The organism is Pseudomonas sp. 5Vm1k (assembly GCF_056161485.1).
This window is the reverse complement of the sequence record NZ_JBSPCZ010000001.1, coordinates 57,082-75,593: the sequence shown is the minus strand read 5'-3', so window position 1 is coordinate 75,593 and position 18,512 is coordinate 57,082. Positions and strand designations below refer to the sequence as shown.

Annotated in this window: 13 protein-coding genes and 1 tRNA gene; 2 read left to right on the top strand and 12 right to left on the bottom strand. The window is 59.5% G+C overall.

All coding sequences use genetic code 11. The annotated features are described in order from the left end of the window. Nucleotides 1–76: 76 nt before the first annotated feature. The 10 genes from ACWIKB_RS00325 to ACWIKB_RS00280 form a co-directional block, all read right to left on the bottom strand. Nucleotides 77–1,903, bottom strand: coding sequence for a S9 family peptidase (locus ACWIKB_RS00325; protein WP_475264860.1), 1,827 nt, complete (start codon nucleotides 1,901–1,903; stop codon nucleotides 77–79). Beyond that, a complete protein-coding gene (gene pqqE / locus ACWIKB_RS00320) occupies nucleotides 1,869–3,023 on the bottom strand; it encodes a pyrroloquinoline quinone biosynthesis protein PqqE (protein ID WP_475265378.1) in 1,155 nt (384 codons plus the stop codon). Before pqqE ends, ACWIKB_RS00325 begins: the two co-directional genes overlap by 35 nt. Nucleotides 3,024–3,027: 4 nt before the next feature. Further along, entirely contained in the window at nucleotides 3,028–3,303 is a 276-nt protein-coding gene (gene pqqD, locus ACWIKB_RS00315; protein ID WP_475264859.1) for a pyrroloquinoline quinone biosynthesis peptide chaperone PqqD, read from the bottom strand. After that, nucleotides 3,300–4,052, bottom strand: a complete 753-nt coding sequence (gene pqqC / locus ACWIKB_RS00310) for a pyrroloquinoline-quinone synthase PqqC (RefSeq protein ID WP_475264858.1) — start codon at nucleotides 4,050–4,052, stop codon at nucleotides 3,300–3,302. The genes pqqD and pqqC overlap by 4 nt, the downstream gene beginning before the upstream one ends. 128 nt (nucleotides 4,053–4,180) lie before the next feature. Then, complete coding sequence (gene pqqB / locus ACWIKB_RS00305) at nucleotides 4,181–5,092, bottom strand: pyrroloquinoline quinone biosynthesis protein PqqB (RefSeq protein WP_054044159.1); 912 nt, start codon at nucleotides 5,090–5,092, stop codon at nucleotides 4,181–4,183. A gap of 73 nt (nucleotides 5,093–5,165) precedes the next feature. Then, nucleotides 5,166–5,240: a pyrroloquinoline quinone precursor peptide PqqA gene (gene pqqA, locus ACWIKB_RS00300; RefSeq protein ID WP_009045898.1), complete on the bottom strand. Its 75-nt coding sequence runs from the start codon at nucleotides 5,238–5,240 to the stop codon at nucleotides 5,166–5,168. A 157-nt stretch (nucleotides 5,241–5,397) separates the two neighbouring features. Beyond that, a complete protein-coding gene (gene pqqF / locus ACWIKB_RS00295) occupies nucleotides 5,398–7,830 on the bottom strand; it encodes a pyrroloquinoline quinone biosynthesis protein PqqF (RefSeq protein ID WP_475264857.1) in 2,433 nt (810 codons plus the stop codon). Between the two features lie 48 nt (nucleotides 7,831–7,878). Then, a complete protein-coding gene (locus tag ACWIKB_RS00290; protein WP_475264856.1) occupies nucleotides 7,879–8,673 on the bottom strand; it encodes a carbon-nitrogen hydrolase family protein in 795 nt (264 codons plus the stop codon). 12 nt (nucleotides 8,674–8,685) lie between these two features. Further along, nucleotides 8,686–10,368 (bottom strand): flavin monoamine oxidase family protein, encoded by a 1,683-nt coding sequence (locus tag ACWIKB_RS00285; protein ID WP_401326162.1) that lies wholly within the window; start codon nucleotides 10,366–10,368, stop codon nucleotides 8,686–8,688. Nucleotides 10,369–10,627: 259 nt separating this feature from the next. Beyond that, nucleotides 10,628–11,089 carry an Lrp/AsnC family transcriptional regulator gene (locus tag ACWIKB_RS00280; RefSeq protein ID WP_475264855.1) on the bottom strand — a complete coding sequence of 154 codons (462 nt, stop codon included), beginning with the start codon at nucleotides 11,087–11,089 and terminating at the stop codon, nucleotides 10,628–10,630. A 182-nt stretch (nucleotides 11,090–11,271) separates the two neighbouring features. On the opposite strand from ACWIKB_RS00280, the gene ACWIKB_RS00275 reads away from it, so the two are divergent. Both ACWIKB_RS00275 and ACWIKB_RS00270 read left to right on the top strand, forming a co-directional pair. Beyond that, nucleotides 11,272–13,623 carry a glucose/quinate/shikimate family membrane-bound PQQ-dependent dehydrogenase gene (locus ACWIKB_RS00275; protein ID WP_475264854.1) on the top strand — a complete coding sequence of 784 codons (2,352 nt, stop codon included), beginning with the start codon at nucleotides 11,272–11,274 and terminating at the stop codon, nucleotides 13,621–13,623. A gap of 200 nt (nucleotides 13,624–13,823) precedes the next feature. Further along, complete coding sequence (locus ACWIKB_RS00270; RefSeq protein ID WP_475264853.1) at nucleotides 13,824–14,369, top strand: hypothetical protein; 546 nt, start codon at nucleotides 13,824–13,826, stop codon at nucleotides 14,367–14,369. 221 nt (nucleotides 14,370–14,590) lie between these two features. Here ACWIKB_RS00270 and ACWIKB_RS00265 read toward each other — a convergent pair. After that, a tRNA-Ile gene (locus tag ACWIKB_RS00265) sits at nucleotides 14,591–14,667 on the bottom strand. A 15-nt stretch (nucleotides 14,668–14,682) separates the two neighbouring features. Next, a complete protein-coding gene (locus ACWIKB_RS00260; RefSeq protein WP_475264852.1) occupies nucleotides 14,683–18,429 on the bottom strand; it encodes a bifunctional diguanylate cyclase/phosphodiesterase in 3,747 nt (1,248 codons plus the stop codon). Nucleotides 18,430–18,512: the final 83 nt, after the last annotated feature.

Sequence of the window (18,512 nt, the reverse complement as noted above, 5' to 3'; positions counted from 1 at the left end):
ACAGAGGATTGCGATAAATGTGGGAGCGAGCTTGCTCGCGAAGGGCGCCCCGCTATTCATGCGCCTGACGCCGCCTTCAGTCCGTCAATTCCATCACCCGCCGATAAAACAACCACTCCTGCTCCAGCGCATGCGCCTGGTTACCCGCCTTGCGAAACCCATGACGCTCGTCCGCGTAGTAGTGGGCTTCAACCAGAATGCCGTTGTCTTCCAGCGCCGTGACCATGTCGCGGGTTTGCTGCGGCACCACCACGGCATCCAGCTCGCCCTGAAAGAAAATCACCGGCACCGAGATGTTGCTCGCGTGCAATAACGGTGTTCGGGCGGCGTAACGTTCGGCGTCCTGCTCGGGATCGCCGATCAACCAATCCAGATAATCGCCTTCAAATTTGTGCGTTGCCCTGGCCAGTGCAACCGGATCACTGACGCCATACAGGCTGGCCCCGGCGCGGAAGACCTTGTGAAAGGCCAATGCGCAAAGAGTCGTGTACCCGCCGGCGCTGCCGCCGCGAATGAAGGCCTTGTCGCCGTCGATCAATCCACTCTCGGCGAGATAATCGACCACGGCACAGGCATCTTCGACATCCACATCGCCCCAGCTCAAGTGCAGCGCCTGGCGATAATCCCGACCATAACCGCTGCTGCCGCGGTAGTTGAGGTCGGCCACGGCGAAGCCCCGTTGCGCCCAATACTGGATGCGCGGGTCGAGCATCGGGTAGCAAGCCGAGGTCGGTCCGCCGTGGATGAACACCACCAGCGGCGGTTTCGCCTCACCAGTCATCGCCGGGTAAAAGAAGCCATGGGCTTCGCCCGAGCCGCTGGGGTAGCGCAGGGTCTGCGGACGGCTGATCTGTTCGGCGGGCAACGGTGCGATGCCTCCAGCCAGTACCTTGACCTGTCGCGTATTGCGGTCAATGGCAATCACCGCCGAGGAACTGACCGGCGAGCCTGCGATGCCGTAAATAAACTGTTCATCCAGTGCGAGACTTCGGAAACGGCTGTAATCCCCGGTGAAGTCCTCAGGTGTGTCGCCGCAAAGACCCAGACGACCAAATCCACCTTCGGTCCAGCTCGCCAAATAGCGGTTTGCGCCAAGCGGCAACCAGGTACTGCCACCGAGTTGCCATGGCGCTGGGCCGTGATCAGCCGCAGCACTGGTCAGCGGGCTCAATCCTTCAGCTGATTCCACCCACGGTTGCCAAAAGCCGCCGCGATCCGTCAGGCAATACAAGCGACCACCGTCGTCGAAACGAGGCTGTTGCAGCGATTCTTGAGCTCTATCGCCCGCTACGCAGCGGGGTTGCCCAAAACCACCCTCGTTCTGGCGCTCGGCAATCATCAAGCGGGTCGCGGTCCACGGTTGATCTGGCCGGCTCCACTCGATCCAGGCCAGGCGTCGGGCATCCGGACTGAGCGTCGGTGCGGCGTAGAAGTCCGCGCCTTCGGCCAGTAAATGCCGCGCGCCGTCCGCCAGATCAATGGCCACTAGCCGATGCTGATCACGGTTTTCTTCAACCGCCAGCACCTGACCATTCGCAAACTGCAGATCACCGTAACGGTAGCCACTCGACGTCAGCACTTCAGGCGTCTCGCCTTTCAGCGATTGCCGATACAGCTGTTGATCCGCCTCGTTGACGAAAACAATCCCGTCATCCGTCAGACAAAACGCCCCGCCGCCATATTCGTACACGCGGCTGCGCGCACTGAACCCCGGCGGCGTCAGGCACGTGGCCTGGCCGTCGTGCCAATGCCAGATCCGGCAAGCGGCGTCCTCGGGACGGTATTCGTTCCAGAACACGCCATGACGGCCGACCAGCAACTCGGCAAAGTCGATGCCGGCCGCGACGGCCCTGATGGCGCTGAAGGGTTCAGCTTTTGGCGATGAGGCGTGAGTTTCGTTCATTGCGAAAGGCCAGTTGTTCAATGGTTTGGGTCGCGTGCTCGGCTTCTTCGCGGGCCTGGAGAATCACGCCGTGATGTTCCGATTTACTGCACACCGGGTCGGCATTGCTGGCGTCACCCGTGAGCATGAACGCCTGGCAGCGACAGCCACCGAAGTCCTTCTCTTTTTCATCGCAGGAGCGGCACGGCTCAGGCATCCAGTCGTAACCGCGAAAGCGGTTGAAGCCGAACGAGTCGTACCAGATGTGCTGCATGCTGTGGTCGCGCACGTTGGGAAACTGTACCGGCATCTGTCGGGCGCCGTGACAGGGCAGGGCTGTTCCGTCCGGTGTGACTGTCAGAAAAATACTGCCCCAGCCGTTCATGCAGGCTTTCGGGCGTTCTTCGTAGTAGTCCGGGGTGACGAAAATCAGCTTGCACGGATGCCCTTCGGCTTCCAGTTTGGCGCGGTATTCATTGGTGACGCGTTCGGCGCGCACCAGTTGTTCCTTGGTCGGCAACAGGCCAACCCGATTGAGCTGTGCCCAACCGTAGAACTGGCAAGTCGCGAGCTCGACGAAGTCTGCCTCAAGGGCGATGCACAGCTCGATAATCCGGTCGATCTTGTCGATGTTGTGCCGATGGGTCACGAAATTCAGCACCATCGGATAACCGTGGGCCTTCACTGCGCGGGCCATTTCCAGCTTCTGGGCGAAGGCTTTTTTCGAGCCGGCCAGCAGGTTGTTCACCTGTTCGTCACTGGCCTGGAAACTGATCTGGATATGGTCCAGGCCAGCCTTCTTGAAGTCGCTGATTTTCTGCTCGGTGAGGCCGATGCCGGAGGTGATCAGGTTGGTGTAGAAGCCCAACTTGCGTGCCTCGGCAATCAGCTCGGCGAGGTCCTGGCGCACCAACGGTTCGCCGCCGGAAAACCCCAGTTGCGCCGCGCCCATCTCCCGCGCTTCGCGGAACACCTTGATCCACTGCTCGGTGCTGAGCTCTTTACCCTGCTCGGCGAAATCCAGCGGATTGGAGCAGTACGGGCATTGCAGCGGGCAGCGGTAGGTCAGTTCGGCCAGTAGCCACAGCGGCAGGCCGATTTCGGGTTTTGGCGGTAACGTGGGCGGTAACTTGTCCGACACAGAATCAGGCAAGTTCGATCCAGTGCTGAGCACGGGCGACCTCCATGAATTGCTCGATGTCTTCAGCGAGCTCGGGCACGCCAGGAAATTGCGCGTCGAGTGCGGCGATGATTGCCGCGACATCACGTTGACCGTCGATCAAACCACCGATCAGCGCGGCGCTTTCATTGAGTTTGATCATGCCTTCCGGGTACAGCAGCACATGGCCTTTTTGCGCCGGCTCGTACTGGTAACGGTAGCCGGTACGCCAGGTTGGGGTTTTGCTGCGATCGAAACTCATAAGGTGATTCCTTTATGCCAGACCCGTTGCTCGGTCACGCTGTGATACGGCGGGCGATTCAGCTCGTAGGCCATGGTCATGGCATCGAGCATGCTCCAAAGAATGTCCAGTTTGAACTGGAGAATTTCCAGCATGCGCTCCTGGCCTTCCCGCGTCGTGTAGTGCTGCAAGGTGATCGCCAGCCCGTGTTCGACATCGCGGCGGGCTTGACCCAGGCGCGTGCGGAAATACTCGTAGCCAGCCGGGTCGATCCACGGGTAATGCTGCGGCCAGCTGTCGAGGCGCGATTGGTGGATTTGCGGTGCGAACAGTTCTGTCAGCGAGCTGCTGGCGGCTTCCTGCCAACTGGCCCGGCGGGCGAAATTGACGTAGGCGTCTACGGCGAAACGTACGCCGGGCAGCACCAGTTCCTGGGAGCGCAACTGATCCGGGTCGAGGCCAACGGCTTGGCCCAGGCGCAGCCAGGCTTCGATGCCACCGTCTTCGCCGGGGGCGCCGTCATGGTCCAGCAGGCGTTGAATCCATTCGCGACGGATCTCGCGGTCCGGGCAGTTGGCGAGGATCGCGGCGTCTTTCAGGGGGATGTTCACCTGATAGTAGAAGCGGTTGGCAACCCAACCCTGGATCTGCTCGCGGGTCGCCCGGCCTTCGTACATCGCCACGTGGTACGGGTGGTAGATGTGGTAATAGGCGCCCTTGGCCCGCAAGGCGGCTTCGAACTCGGCGGGGGACATTGCGGTGTCAGTCATTTCGGTTCTCCGGGTACGACCGGTTAATTCTTTGGTGTCTGATCTGAAGCTTCGCGGGCAAGCCTCGCTCCTACAGGGGAATGCGTTCCAAATGTAGGAGCGAGGCTTGCCCGCGAAGGGGCCATTAGCTACAACACAATACCCATGCCGTCATACGCCACCTCAACATTGCGCCGAACCAGCTCCGCCCGCTCCGGCGAATTCTCATCAAGAATCGGATTGGTGTTGTTGATGTGGATAAGTACTTTGCGCTGCTCGGGCAGTTGTTCCAGCACTTCCAGCATGCCGCCGGGGCCGTTCTGCGCCAGGTGGCCCATCTCCCGACCGGTGCGGGTGCCGACGCCACGACGCTGCATCTCGTCGTCATCCCACATCGTGCCGTCCACCAACAGGCAATCGCTGCTGGCCATGATCTCCAGCAGCGGCGCGTCGACCTTGCCCAGGCCCGGTGCGTAAAACAGTTTACCGCCGGTGCTCAGGTCTTCGACGATCAGGCCGATGTTGTCGCCCGGGTGCGGGTCGAAGCGGTGTGGCGAGTAAGGCGGCGCAGCACTGCGCAGGGGCAGCGGGGTGAAGCGCAGGTTCGGGCAGGCCGGGATGCTGAAACTCTGGTCGAGTTCGATGCGGTTCCAGTTCAGCCCGCCGTTCCAGTGGGTCAGCATGGTGAACAGCGGAAAACCGGTGCTCAGGTCTTCGTGGACCATGTCGGTGCACCAGACCTGATGCGGGCAACCTTCACGCAGGCTGAGCAGGCCGGTGGTGTGGTCGATCTGGCTGTCCATCAGGATGATCGCGCTGATCCCGGTATCCCGCAGGGCGCGGCCCGGTTGCATCGGGGTGAAGCTCTGGAGCTGGGCGCGGATGTCCGGCGAAGCGTTGCACAGCACCCAGTTCACGCCGTCATCGGAAATCGCGATGGACGACTGGGTGCGCGCCTTGGCATTCAGGCTGCCGTCGCGAAAGCCTGCGCAGTTCACGCAGTTGCAATTCCACTGCGGGAAACCACCGCCGGCGGCGGAACCTAGAATCTGGACAAACATGGCCGCTCCATCATTTTGAACACTGAAAATAAAAACGCCCCGGCAGACCGAGGCGCTGTACGACAAGACAAACTTAGCGGCTTGCGAAGTACATGGTGACTTCAAAGCCGATACGCAGGTCGGTGTAAGCAGGTTTGGACCAGGACATAAGAGTGCTCCTTTCAGGTGGATGGGACAGTTGAGACCTATACATATAGTCCACCTCCAGCCGGAGATGTTCAGATAGTTAGGTGGCTATGTTACTCAAAATTACAGAGCCGTTGCCCGTGAAACTTTGAGAAAGCTAATTGCAGCGTCGGTAATGATCATTTTGCCACTTGCCAGGGCGCACCCGGGCACGCATCACTGGCCAGACAGCGCCAGCCACCTTCGGCGTTGTTCAGGCGTCGGGCGGCGACGAGCAGTGCTTGGCGGTCGATCTTTAAAATTGCTTCAGGACGTTGCGTCAGGTAATCCGACGAGTGGCCGGCGAGTTTGGCCTGCCAGAGCAGTTCGGCGGCCTGGACGTTGGGCAAGGCGTGGTTGTCGAATTGATCAGCGAGGGCTTGGCGCTGTGCGAGGTAAGTCTCGTCGTCGAGGCCTTGAATCAGCTCGCCCAATTTGTTGAGGAAGTGCTGGATGTGTTCCAGCAAATCCACGGCGGCAACGCTCGGTGATTGCACGCCAAACAGCAACCCGGTCTGGCCGTTTATCTGGCGTAGTCCGCTGAACACCGCATAACCCAGTTGTAGCTCGACCCGCAGGCGCTGGTAGAACGGTGTCTGGATTAAATGGGCGAGCAGACGCCACTCAGCCTCGTCGGAGATTTCCTGAGTAGCGGTCGGACAGAACAGCAGCAGCGCGTGTTCGCTGGAGCCGGTGTCGACGCTGTTCCACACATGCTGTGAGTTGATTGAGGGCGGCGGTGTCAGTTGATTGTCCGCAACACCGGGAATACGACTCAGCGCAATACCCATGGCCGCTTGGGTCTGGGCGGACAGACCGACGGCCAGACCATCCCAACGAGCATTCGACCAGAGCTGTGGCAGGTCGGCTGAAACGGCGGAGTTTTCTAGACAACGCTCAGGCAGCACTTTGAGTAGCTGCCGAATCGGTATCAATGCAGGGCTTTTCGGTTCTGCCTGTGGGAAATCAGCATCAAGTTTTGTCAGAGCGGTCAGCGCGTGTTCGAGAACGGTCGGCATCGGCTCTTGCAGACCGGTCATCTTCAGAAGCCACTCATTGCCCGCTGCGCTGAAGGAAAAGTCCACACCGGCCTGACGAGCATCTTCGCGCAATGGCTGGAGATGGTTTTCCAGGCTCGACTGCAGCCGGCCATCCGGCGCCGAATCCAGGCGCCAGCGCAGGTAAATCGCGCCTTCATCGGTGTTGCCCGGCAGCGCGATGCTGAATTGCATCGACGAACGTTCACGACGACCGCGAGAGCGATCCTGGGCAAAGGTACGCAGGCCACGGTGGGCGCTGGTCTGGCCACGAATCAATCCGGCATTGGCGGCGGGCGCCTCGGAACGCAAAAACGGGTTAGGCGCAGGCATCTGCCATTCGCCCCTGAAGTTATCCACAGCGCCGATTTGTTGCAGGACTTCTTTGAGAGCTGTGACGCCTTGTTCGGATAACCCGGTTTCAAGCAGTTCGGCGTCACGTTGGGCCAGTTGCACGGCGCTGCTGACTAGTTGTTGGCGTAGCAGCAGGGCGCCGTACTCATCACGTAATTCGCTCCAGTCTTGCTGGGAGGCAAAGAACCCGAGCCAATCCATCAGTTGTTCGCGGATTGCTGTTGGCGTTGCATCGGCAGGCAGGGTGAACTTGATGTGCAGCAAGGCTTGCCCGGCGAACTGATACAGCGGAATGGCTTTCAGGCTATCCGCCAAACCGCTGTCTTGCAGTTTGACCAGAAGACCACCGGGTTTCGCGGCGTTCAGCCAGTGGCACAGGAACGCCAAGGCTTCGGGTGACGAGTCGGATAGCGCTTCGAAAGTGAACAGCAGATCCAGCCGCCGTTCTCCGACCTGTTGATAACTCTTGTCGGAAGAATCCATCAAGGTCGTGGGCATTGCCTGAGGGACTTTTTCCGCCGAAGCGATGGCAGTGGAAAACACCTGAGCCATCGCCCTCAGCTCATCCAGACTTTGCGGGCCCGCCAGGCTCAAGGTCATCTGCCCGGTTTGATAAAACCGCTGATAGAAGTCTTTCAACGCCTGCTGAAATTCAGGTTGCGGCACCGGCAGACTCTCGCGATTGCCGGCGTGGAACCCCCTTAGCGGGTGAGCCTTGGATAGTCCATCGAACAGCGCAATTTGCTGCTGCGCCGCGGCATCCTGGGACCAGGCCACAAATTCAGCCTGCAACACCTCCCGTTCCCGCAACTGATCGTCCAGATTCATACGCGGGTGAGCGAGCATGTCTGACAGACGCTCCAGCCCACCGGCGAAAGTCTGAGGTGGCAATTCAAAGAAGAAGTCAGTGGTGCGCTCGCTGGTGCGCGCATTCACCTGCCCACCATGACCCTGTACGTAGGCCATCAGCCCTTGCCCGGTAGGAAAACGCTCGGTCCCGAGAAACAGCAGATGCTCAAGAAAATGCGCCAGTCCGGGCCATGCCAGAGGTACATCATGACTGCCGGCAGCCACTCGCAACGCGGCGGCACTGCGTTTCAAATCGGGGGCATGACGCAGCGTCACCCGCAGGCCGTTGGCCAGGGTTTCAGTGTGGGGGCGGGGATGATTCAGCGCAGGCATGAGCACTTCCAGTACAGAGAAGCGCTAATGCTAGCGGATAACAGGGACTCAGCGCTTGTTCAGCGCGCCGTAAAGCTCAGGCCTGCGGTCAATCAGGTAGCGATTGGCTGCGCGAGAATCGACCATCAACTGCCGATCCAGCTCACCGACAATCAGCGCTTCATCCAGGCCCGCCTGCGCGATGCGGCTGCCATCCGGTGCGGCGATGCTGCTTTGACCGCAATAGTGGATTTCGCCTTCCTGGCCGCAGTAGTTGGCGTAAGCCACATAACACTGGTTTTCGAAGGCCCGGGCGCGGACGGTGACATCGGCGACGAAATCGAAGGGAATCATGTTCGCCGTCGGCACCAGAATCAGCTCGGCGCCGGCCAGGGCCAGGCGCCGGGCGTTCTCCGGGAACTCCATGTCGTAGCAGATCAGAAAGCCGAGCTTCCAGCCATTGAGCTCAACTAGCGGGAAATCATCCCCGCCAGCGCTGAACATCGAGTGATCAAGATCACCGAACAGGTGCGTCTTGCGGTAGTTGCACAGGCGTTCGCCATTCGCATCGATCAACTGCACCGAGTTGTAGATCTGGCCGTCTTCGGTGCGCTCGGGGTAGCCATACAGAATGGCGATCCCGGCAGTCTTGGCAATGCGCGCAATCTGTTGCGCCGATTCACCGTTATGCACCTCGGCGAGGACGCTGACCGCATCGACGCCGATGTTGTAGCCAGTCAGGAACATCTCCGGCACCACCAGCAAGTCGGCGCCTTTGGCCTCCAGCGCCAGTTGATGCAGGCGTTGCAGATTGCCGGCGACGTCCAGGGGCAGCGGTGGACATTGGTAAAGGGCTACGCGCATTTCGGATTCCTCTTACTCGGGCAGGGCGATCGGACCGATCTCGTTGAACACATCTCCTGGACCCGGGTTCTCGGCGTGAGTTTCACCGCCGAAGTGTTTCATGATGCCCCACACCGCGTTGAGCGAGGTCTGCACCGCGCCTTCAACCCAGGCCGGCGTCCACGAAACGTCGTCGCCGGCGATGAAAATTCCGCGCTGCTCGGCGGGCATCTCGTCCTGCATAAAGTGCGCATACATGCGCTGGTTGTAGCGATAGTGGCCGGGCAGGGCGCCTTTGAAGGCGCCGAGGAAATGCGGGTCGGCTTCCCAGGACACGGTGATCGGATCGCCAATGATCCGCGCGGCGATGTCGACTTTCGGGTAGATCTTCTTCAACGAATCCAGCGCCAGCTTCACGCGTTTTTCCACCGGGTGCGGCAGCATTTTCAACGCGTCGCTCATCCACGAATACGACAGGCAAATCACGCCCGGCTTGTCGTCGCCGTTGTCGAACAGGTAAGTACCACGGGTCAGGCGATCGGTGAGGGTCATGCTCATCAGGTCGCGGCCGGTTTCCGGGTCCTTGTCCTTCCAGAATGGGCGGTCGACCATCACGAAGGTTTTGGACGATTGCATATAGCGAGTGCGGTCGAGGGCCATCCACATCTTTTGCGAGAACAGAGTTTCATCGCATTCGATCTGGGTGGTCAGCAGCCAACTTTGGCAAGTGGTCAGTACGGCGGCGTATTCGCGGGTGTCGCCGTTGTTGTCGGTGACCGCAAAACGGCCGTCAGCGGCGTGGGCGATTTTTTTAACCCCGGAGCGCGGCGCGCCTCGATGCAAAGACTTGAGGCTGGTGCCTTCGGGCCAGTGTACGCAGCGTTCTGGTACATGGCGCCAGATGCCTTGCGGGACTTGCTCGACGCCGCCGACGACCAGGTGCTGGTGATCATCGCAATTGGTCATCACCACCCGGAAAATTTCCAGCATCGAGTTCGGGAAGTCAGAGTCCCAGCCGCCAGTGCCGAAACCAACCTGGCCAAATACTTCGCGGTGATGGAACGACAGCTTGGCAAAGGCTTTGGAGGTGGCGACGAAGTCGTAGAAGGTGCGGTCGTCCCACAGCGGAACCAGGGTGTTCCACAATTCTTTGAGGCGCGGCACGTCACGGTCACGGATCGCTTGCTGGATATCGGCGAACTGCGAACCGGCTTCCAGTGCATCCGCCCAGGCGTCAGCCACTTCCTGGAACAGTGCAGGAAGATCCGCCAGTTTCTGTGCGTAATGGGTTTTGCCTTCGATGTCGATCACCGTGCTGCCCGACGCGGGCGTCAGCGGGTTCGGAAAAGGCTTGGTCTGCAGGCCGAGTTTGTCGACGTAGTGATAGAACGCGGTAGACGATACCGGGAAGCGCATTCCACCCAATTCGGCGACGATTCCATCGGTCCCGTTGAACGCCTGAGAGCGCAGACGACCGCCCATCTTCGAGGCTTCGTAGACGACGGGTTTGAGGCCCAGCTTCATCAACTCGTAGGCCGCCACCAAACCGGCGATGCCTGCGCCGACAATCGCCACTTCGGCACCGTGGTTGTGCTCAGGAATGCTGCCCAGGCCGGCCGGGTGCTCGATCCAGTCGTCGAAGGCGAAAGGAAAGTCCGGGCCGAAAATGGTGACTGGTTTCTTACCGTCTGCAGGATGGCGATTGTTCTTGTTCATGGCTGACCTTGCTGGCGACCCGACGCGGAATGCGCGTCTGAGTATAGGAAAAGATGGCAGCCATTCTAGAGAGCGTAGAACACGTTAATAAGACGCAATGTGTCGTCGTTTTGCCAGTTAATTGATCAATATGACGATATAAAGCTACACACTGTCCATTGTGGGAGCGGGCTTGCTCGCGAATGCGGTGGGTCAGCCAACTGCAATGGTGACTGATGCGCCGCATTCGCGAGCAAGCCCGCTCCCACATGGACAGTGTCTAAACCGGCTGCCCCCGATCAATCTTGCTACTCAGGATGATCGAAGTCGTCGTCTTCTCCACCCCATCCACGCTGCCAATCTGATCCAGCAACTGATCCAGCTGCTCCGGCGAGTCCGTGCGTAACCACGCCACATAATCAAATTCGCCACTCACCGCACACAACTGCTGAACCTGAGCCATGGCACTCAGCCGGCGCAACACCTCTTTGCCGGAACGCGGTTGCACGGTAATCCCGACATACGCCTGCAACCCGCCATCGACCACACGCTGCCCGAGGCGCACGCCGTAACCGGTGATCACCTTGGCTTTTTCCAACCGCGACAACCGCGAAGTTACTGTTGTGCGCGCAATACCCAGTTGCCGGGCGAGCATGGCTACGCTTTCGCGGGCGTTGATTTGCAAAGCCGCGATCAATTGGCGGTCGATTTCGTCGAGCACGGGTGGACGGGTGTCAGACAAAGGGCTTCTCCAGCGGCATGCATCAATGGGCAGCATGTTACAGACACATCCCACACAGCGCTCGTAGCGGTTATTTGATCCTTGTTTTGTACCGTTCAGAACATTTTGCCTGCGACAAATTGCCATAAGTAACTAGGTAGTACATCATTTCGCCCTTGTCACAAATGGGGAAAACTTCCGACATGAATAATTCTGGGGCTGCCGCCGGCAGCAAATGGTTGCTGATGGGGCTGGGTGTCCTGATCGCGTTGATCGGACTTGGCCTGGCGGGTGGCGGTGGCTACCTGGTTGCTTTGGGCGGGAGTTGGTACTTCCTGCTGATGGGCCTGGCGATGCTGGTTTCCGGGCTGATGATTGCCCGGCGCAAGCCGCAAGGTGCGTGGTTGTACGGCCTGGCGCTGATCCTGACGGCGATCTGGGCGGTGTGGGACAGCGGTTTCGAATACTGGCCACTGGTTTCGCGTGTACTGACGTTCGCCGTGATTGGCCTGGCCGTCGCGCTGATTTATCCGACGCTGGTGCGCACGTCCGGAGCAACGGCAGGGCGTAGCGCTTACGGCTTGGCTGGCATTCTTGGCATTGGCGTCGTCGCGACGCTGGCCTACATGTTTGTGCCGACCCATGTAGTGAAAGCCAGCAGCGCACCCGCAGTAACGCCGGTCAAACCGGGTACTGAGCAGAAAGACTGGGCTCACTGGGGCAACACCACCGCCGGCAATCGTTTCGCGGCGCTGGACCAGATCAACAAAGGCAACATCGACAAGTTGCAGGTGGCCTGGACCTTCCATACCGGCGATATCCCGCAAAGCACCGGTGCGGGTGCTGAAGACCAGAACACGCCATTGCAAATCGGTGACACGGTCTACACCTGCACCGCTTACGGCAAAGTCTTCGCCCTGGACGCCGACACCGGGACCCAGCGCTGGAAGTTCGACCCCCAAGGCACCGCGCCGAATTGGCAGCGCTGCCGTGGTCTGGGCTATTCCGAGACGCCTGCGTCTTCGGACAACTCGCCAACTGCCTGTGCGAAACGTCTGTTTCTGCCGACCGGCGATGCTCGCCTGATCGCTATCAACGCCGACACCGGCAAGTCGTGTGAAGACTTTGGCGACAAAGGCACCGTCGACCTGAAAACCGACATGGGTGAAGTGAAACCGGGTTACTACCAGCAAACCTCGACGCCGTTGGTTGCCGGTAACGTGGTGATCGTCGGTGGCCGTGTGGCCGATAACTATTCCACCGGCGAACCACCGGGCGTGGTCCGCGCCTACGACGTGCGCAGCGGCGAGCTGGTGTGGGCGTGGGATCCGGGCAACCCAAACACCACCAAACGCCCTCCGGCTGGCGAAACTTACACCCGTGGTACGCCGAACGTCTGGTCGGCCATGTCCTACGACGCCAAACTCGGTCTTGTTTACCTGCCGACTGGCAACGCAACACCGGACTTCTTCGGCGGCCAACGCACGGCCTTCGATGACAAGTGGAACTCGTCCATCGTTGCCATCGATGTGAAAACCGGTCAGGTGCGCTGGCACTTCCAGACCACTCACCACGACCTCTGGGACTTTGACCTGCCGGCGCAACCGCTGCTCTACGATGTGCCGGACGACAAGGGCGGCACCCAGCCAGCCTTGGCGCAGGTCACCAAACAGGGCGAGATCTTCCTGCTCAACCGCGAAACCGGTGTGCCAATAGCCCGCGTTGAAGAACGCCCGGTGCCGCAAGGCAACGTGCCCGGCGAACGCTACTCGCCAACCCAGCCGTTCTCGGTGGACATGCCATCAATCGGCAACAAAACCCTGACCGAATCTGACATGTGGGGCGCCACGCCGTTCGACCAGTTGATGTGCCGCATCCAGTTCAAGGGCATGCGCCACGAAGGTGTCTACACGCCGCCGGGCCTTGATCGCGCGTTGCAATTTCCGGGCTCCCTGGGCGGCATGAACTGGGGCAGCGTCTCGGTTGATCCGAACACCAATTACATGTTCGTCAACGACATGCGCCTGGGCCTGGCCAACTACATGATCCCGCGCAACAAAATCGCCGCCGGGGCCAGCGGTATCGAAATGGGCGTCGTGCCACAGGAAGGCACACCGTTCGGCGCCATGCGCGAACGTTTCCTCTCGGCGGCGGGTATTCCGTGCCAGAAACCACCGTTCGGCACCATGTCTGCCATCGACCTCAAGACTCACAAACTGATGTGGCAGGTTCCGGTCGGCACCGTGCAAGACACTGGCCCGCTGGGCATCCGCATGCACTTGCAGATCCCGATTGGCATGCCGACCCTGGGTGCTTCGCTGGCGACTCAGTCAGGGCTGCTGTTCTTCGCCGGGACTCAGGATTTCTATCTGCGTGCTTTCGATACCGGCAATGGTAATGAGATCTGGAAGTCGCGTTTGCCAGTGGGGAGTCAGTCGGGGCCGATGACGTACGTCTCGCCGAAAACCGGTAAGCAGTACATTTTGCTCACGGTAGGTGGCGCGCGGCAGTCGTCGGATCGGGGGGATTATGTGATTGCGTATGCGTTGCCCTGAGAAAGGGGGGAATTGCAGATAACGAAAAGCCGCGCTATTGCGCGGCTTTTTTGCATTTCTTCAGATTCCACGGTACGTAAATCTCTTTCAGGTTGATTGGTGGACATCATTTTCGGAAGCGTCTGACATACACCGCGGCGGTCTTTTGTCGATCATTGATGCTTTCTCGTGACGTCGGGCCGTGATTCGAGGTCGGCGGAATGGAGACCGAAGTGACCGCCTATTTTCCAGTACTGACCATTAACAATCAGACTTACGATTTTGTTCACCTTGAACCATTCAAATTCACGATAGTGAGTCAGTTGGCCAAGCGTGATTTGCGTGTACATATCACCTTTTCGAGCCACTGTTTCAGCAAGGGCCATGACGCGCAGACTCATCCGGAAGGGGAACCAATCATTTTGGACAGTGCTGGACGCCCGCGCACTTTCTGTGCGATCCGTTATCGGCTGTCGTTGGAACTGCCTACAGTAATTCGGGGTTTGAACCACCCCCAGTCGAGGGTCCGTGAGACTGCGGCGCGGCGCAATTGGGCCCTCTCTATGACCATTCAGGACCCGGCCGGGCCTTACCACGTATTCTTTGAAATACGTCGAGCTGCAAAGGATAAGCCGCAAGAACTCAATCTAGTGGTTGAGAGTGCTTATCACCAGACCGGGCAGCCGCCGAGGCTGATGGGCAAGATCGGATTTATCTTGCTGTGCGGTAAGGTCTACATGCGTCAACCGAGCTCCACCAAACGCTAGGGGCGAAAACGAAAAAAGACGCCATAGGCGTCTTCTTCGATAGGGTAAAGCAGATCCGGACACCACTTGCGAACCGCCTTGCGCGGTTACGGCTTTCGCCGCTGGGAAGCGCTCAATCTCATCCGGTCAGTCGCTTCGACAGATCGAATCTAATGAAAGACGATTTTCACGTCAATCATTAAACTCTCAAGAAAGCCGCGCATCAGCGCGGCTTTTTTGTTTGGTGGGCCCACACGGACTTGAACCGTGGACCAAAGGATTATGAGTCCTCTGCTCTAACCAACTGAGCTATAGGCCCTCAGTAGGCCGCGGATTATAGCGACGGTTTCTCGGCTGTGCTATCCGAATAATCCGATACGGCTATACGAAGAAATGTCGCAGCGAATTCCTCGGGCGGTAATGGCAGGCTGACGATGTAGCCCTGGATCTGTTCGCAGCCTTCGGTGGCGAGGAATTCCTGTTGTGCCTGGGTTTCGACGCCTTCGGCGATGATGGTGAATTGCATGCTGCGGCCTAGCGCGATGATGGCCCGCACAATGGCTACGTCGTGGGGGTCATCCGGCAATCCGCGGACAAAAGACTGGTCGATTTTGAGGATGTCCAGCGGCAGGCGTTTAAGGTAGCTCAGGGAAGAATACCCAGTGCCGAAGTCGTCAATCGCCAGTTGTACGCCCAAACGTTTGAGTTGGTGCAGCACCGCCAATGCTTCTTCAGCCTGGCTCATGATGAAGTTTTCGGTAATTTCCAGTTGCAGAAAACCGGGCTTGAGACGGTTGTCCTTGAGCAGTTGTTCGATGCGGCCGAGCAGGTTCGGTTGGCGCAGTTGCGCGCCGGCGAGGTTGACCGACAGCGGGCCTAGGCTTTCATAAAGCTGATTCCATTCGAACATCTGCCGGCACGCGGTCTCGAGCACCCAATCGCCGATCTGCAGGATCATGCCGTTTTCTTCGGCCAGCGGTATGAAGTGCTCCGGAGGTACGTCGCCGAAAGTCGGGTGACGCCAGCGGATGAGCGCTTCGGCGCCGACCAGGCGATGGTCGTCGAGGCTGATCTTGGGTTGGTAGCAAAGGTGCAGCTCATTGCGCTCGATGGCGCGCCGCAGTTCATGTTCCAGCGCTACACGTTCACTGGCCTGGGCGGTGAGGTCGCGGGTGTAGCTTTCCACCCGGTTGCGGCCTTTCGCCTTAGAACGGTACATCGCCGCGTCGGCGTTTTTGACCAGCGTGGCGACGTCGCAGCCGTCCTTGGGGTACAGGCTGGTGCCGATGCTGGCGCTGATGAAAAACTCATGCTCGCCGGCCTGGAACGGCGCGGCGAAACAATTGAGCAATTTGGTAGCGATGTGGTCGGCATCGGTGGCTTGCTGCAGGCCGGGGAGCAAAATGATGAACTCGTCACCGCCCAGACGCGCGACGGTGTCGATGTCCCGCAGTTGTTCTTTGAGGCGCACGGCGATGCCTTTGAGCAGCAGATCGCCGACCGGATGACCGAGGCTGTCGTTGATGTGCTTGAAGCGGTCCAGATCGAGGAACAGCACCGCGCCCTGGCCACCGTTTTCCTGCTGGTTGTTGAGTGCGGTCAGCAGGCGGCTTTCGAACAGCGTGCGGTTCGGCAGGCCGGTGAGCGGGTCGTGGTGGGCCTGGTAATCGAGCTTGGCTTGGGCATGCTTGAGGCTGGAGATGTCCGCGAATACGGCGACAAAGTGCGTGATGAATTTGTCTTTGTTGCGCACAGCACTGATGGTCAGCCAGCTTGGGTACAGCTCGCCGTTCTTGCGCCGGTTGGAAATCTCGCCTTGCCAATGGCCTTCATCGGTCAATTGATGCCACATCGCCGCATAGAAAGCGCTGTCGTGCAGGCCCGAGGCGAGCAGGCGAGGGGTGTGGCCCAGTGCTTCGCTCTCGCTGTAACCGGTGATTTCGGTAAAGGCTCGGTTGACCGCGCTGATGTGTTGTTGGGTGTCGGTGATCAATACACCTTCGGCGGTGCTCTCGAAAACGGTGGCGGCCTGTTGCAGTTTTTCCTGCATCAGGTGCCGCTCGGTGATATCTCGGGCGATGGTCAGCATGCAGTCTTCGTCGCCGATCGGCAGTGGGCGGCTCGACACCTCGCAGAGGCGGATCTGCCCGTCGTTACGGCGGATGTGGCAGCTGAAATCCCGGACAAAGCCATCCCGGTGCAGCAGGTCGAGCATCTGTTTGCGTTCGTTCAGATTGACCCAGATACCCAAGTCCAGCGCCGAGCGATCCACTGACATCGCGCTGTTGAAGCCTGTAATGCGGCTGAAGCCCTCGTTGACCTCCAACAGCAGTCCATCGCTCTGCCGGGACAGCAGCAAGCCGTCAGGCGAGGCGTGGAAGGCTTTGGCGAACTTCTCCTCGGAAGTTTGCAGCTGCTGTTGGGTTTCCTTGAGCTGACTGATGTCGCGCACCACCACGACCAGCGCGGGCGTGGTGTCGAGATCGAAGGGCTCGGCGGAAATCAGGCCGGTAAACACCTGGCCGTTGTTGCGGCGAAAGGGCATTTCCAGGTTGCGGATGCTGCCGGCCTGCAACCGCTGCAACAAACCTGGGCCGACCCCTGGAATTCCCCAGATATTCAAATCGGTGGCGGTCTGACCGATGACGTCCACAGCTTTGAGCCCGATCTGCTCTTCGAACGCTTCGTTAACCTCCAGCAGGCAGCCATCGGAAAGCCGCGCAATCACCAGGATGTCCGGGCATTGCTGGAACACCGACGCAAATTTCTGTTCCGACAGGCGCAGTGCTTCTTCGGTGCGCTTGGCGTCGCTGATGTCGATCATCAGCCCGCGCAGCACCGGTTCATGGCCGTGTTCGATCAGGCTGACGATATCGCGCACCCACAAACAGCGACCATCGGCCGTGATGACCCGGTAGTCGACGCTGTGATCACGACCGGCCAGTACTTCGTGATCGCAAAAGGTCTGGGCCCGGGTCAGGTCTGCGGGGTGGATGATGTTGCGCCAGAAACCGGGGATCAGCCAATGGGACAGGGGATAGCCAAGCAGGTCTTCGGCGTGGGGCGACACATAGCTGTAGGTGAAATCGCTGATCCGTGCTTCCCAGGCAATGGCCGACAGACTCTCCACCAGCCCGCGATAGTGGTACTCGCTGCTGCGCAGTTCCTGTTCCAGGTCGACCCTGCGGGCAATTTCCGAGCTCAACCGACGGTTGATCCGGATAACCACCGCCAGCACGATCATCAGCAACAGCAGGCCCGGCAAGCCGTAAACCAACAAGTCGGACCAAAAAGTCCGATGATCAAGGACGTTCCCGACCCAGTGCTCCTGAATGGTGTTGATTTCGCTCGAACTCATGTCCGCCAGGACTTTATCGATGATACCGACGAGCATTTTGTTTTTCGGCGGCACCGCCATTGCCAATTGATAGCGATAGGGCGTTTCGCCGCTGACATAGAGCCCGTCGAGCTTGAGCTGGCGCAGGCTCCAGACGCTGGAGGCCAGATCGCCGACCACGGCGTCCACTTCATCGGTGGCCAGTGCCTGCAACGCCGAACTGACGTTGGGCATCGCCACCAGGTTCAGGTCCGGGTGGTGGGTGCGCAGCAGTTCGTGGGGTGCGTAGTTTTCCACGACGGCGATTTTCAGGCCGTACAAGTCTTCGATTTTGCGCGGCTGGGCACCGCCGACATGGGCGAGGATGACAATCGGAAAATCCAGGTAGGGGCGGGTGAACGACAGGTAAGTCTGGCGTTCGGGCGTTGACATGATGCCCGGCAACAAATCCAGCTTGCCCTGTTTGACCTGTTCCAGGACGACCGTCCAACTGACTGGCTCAATAGGGGTGAGCTTGATGTCCAGGCGTTGGCGGATCACGTTGATGTAGTCCGCTGCCAGGCCCTGGTAACGGTTCTGCTCGTCGCGGAACTCGAAGGGTGGCCAGGACGCATCGACACCCAGACGCAAGTCCGGGTGAGCCGCCAGCCAGCTACGTTCTTCGTCGGTCAGAGTCAGCGCGCCAGCCGTTGCGGTCCAGGTCATCATCGACAGCAAAAAAAGCACGGTCGGCAATCTGGGCATAACGGTCTCGTTATGGCTCGGGGGAATGTTTCGAGTGTAGACGGGCAATTCGGTGGGGGGGTAGTGCGGGGGATTTAATCTGC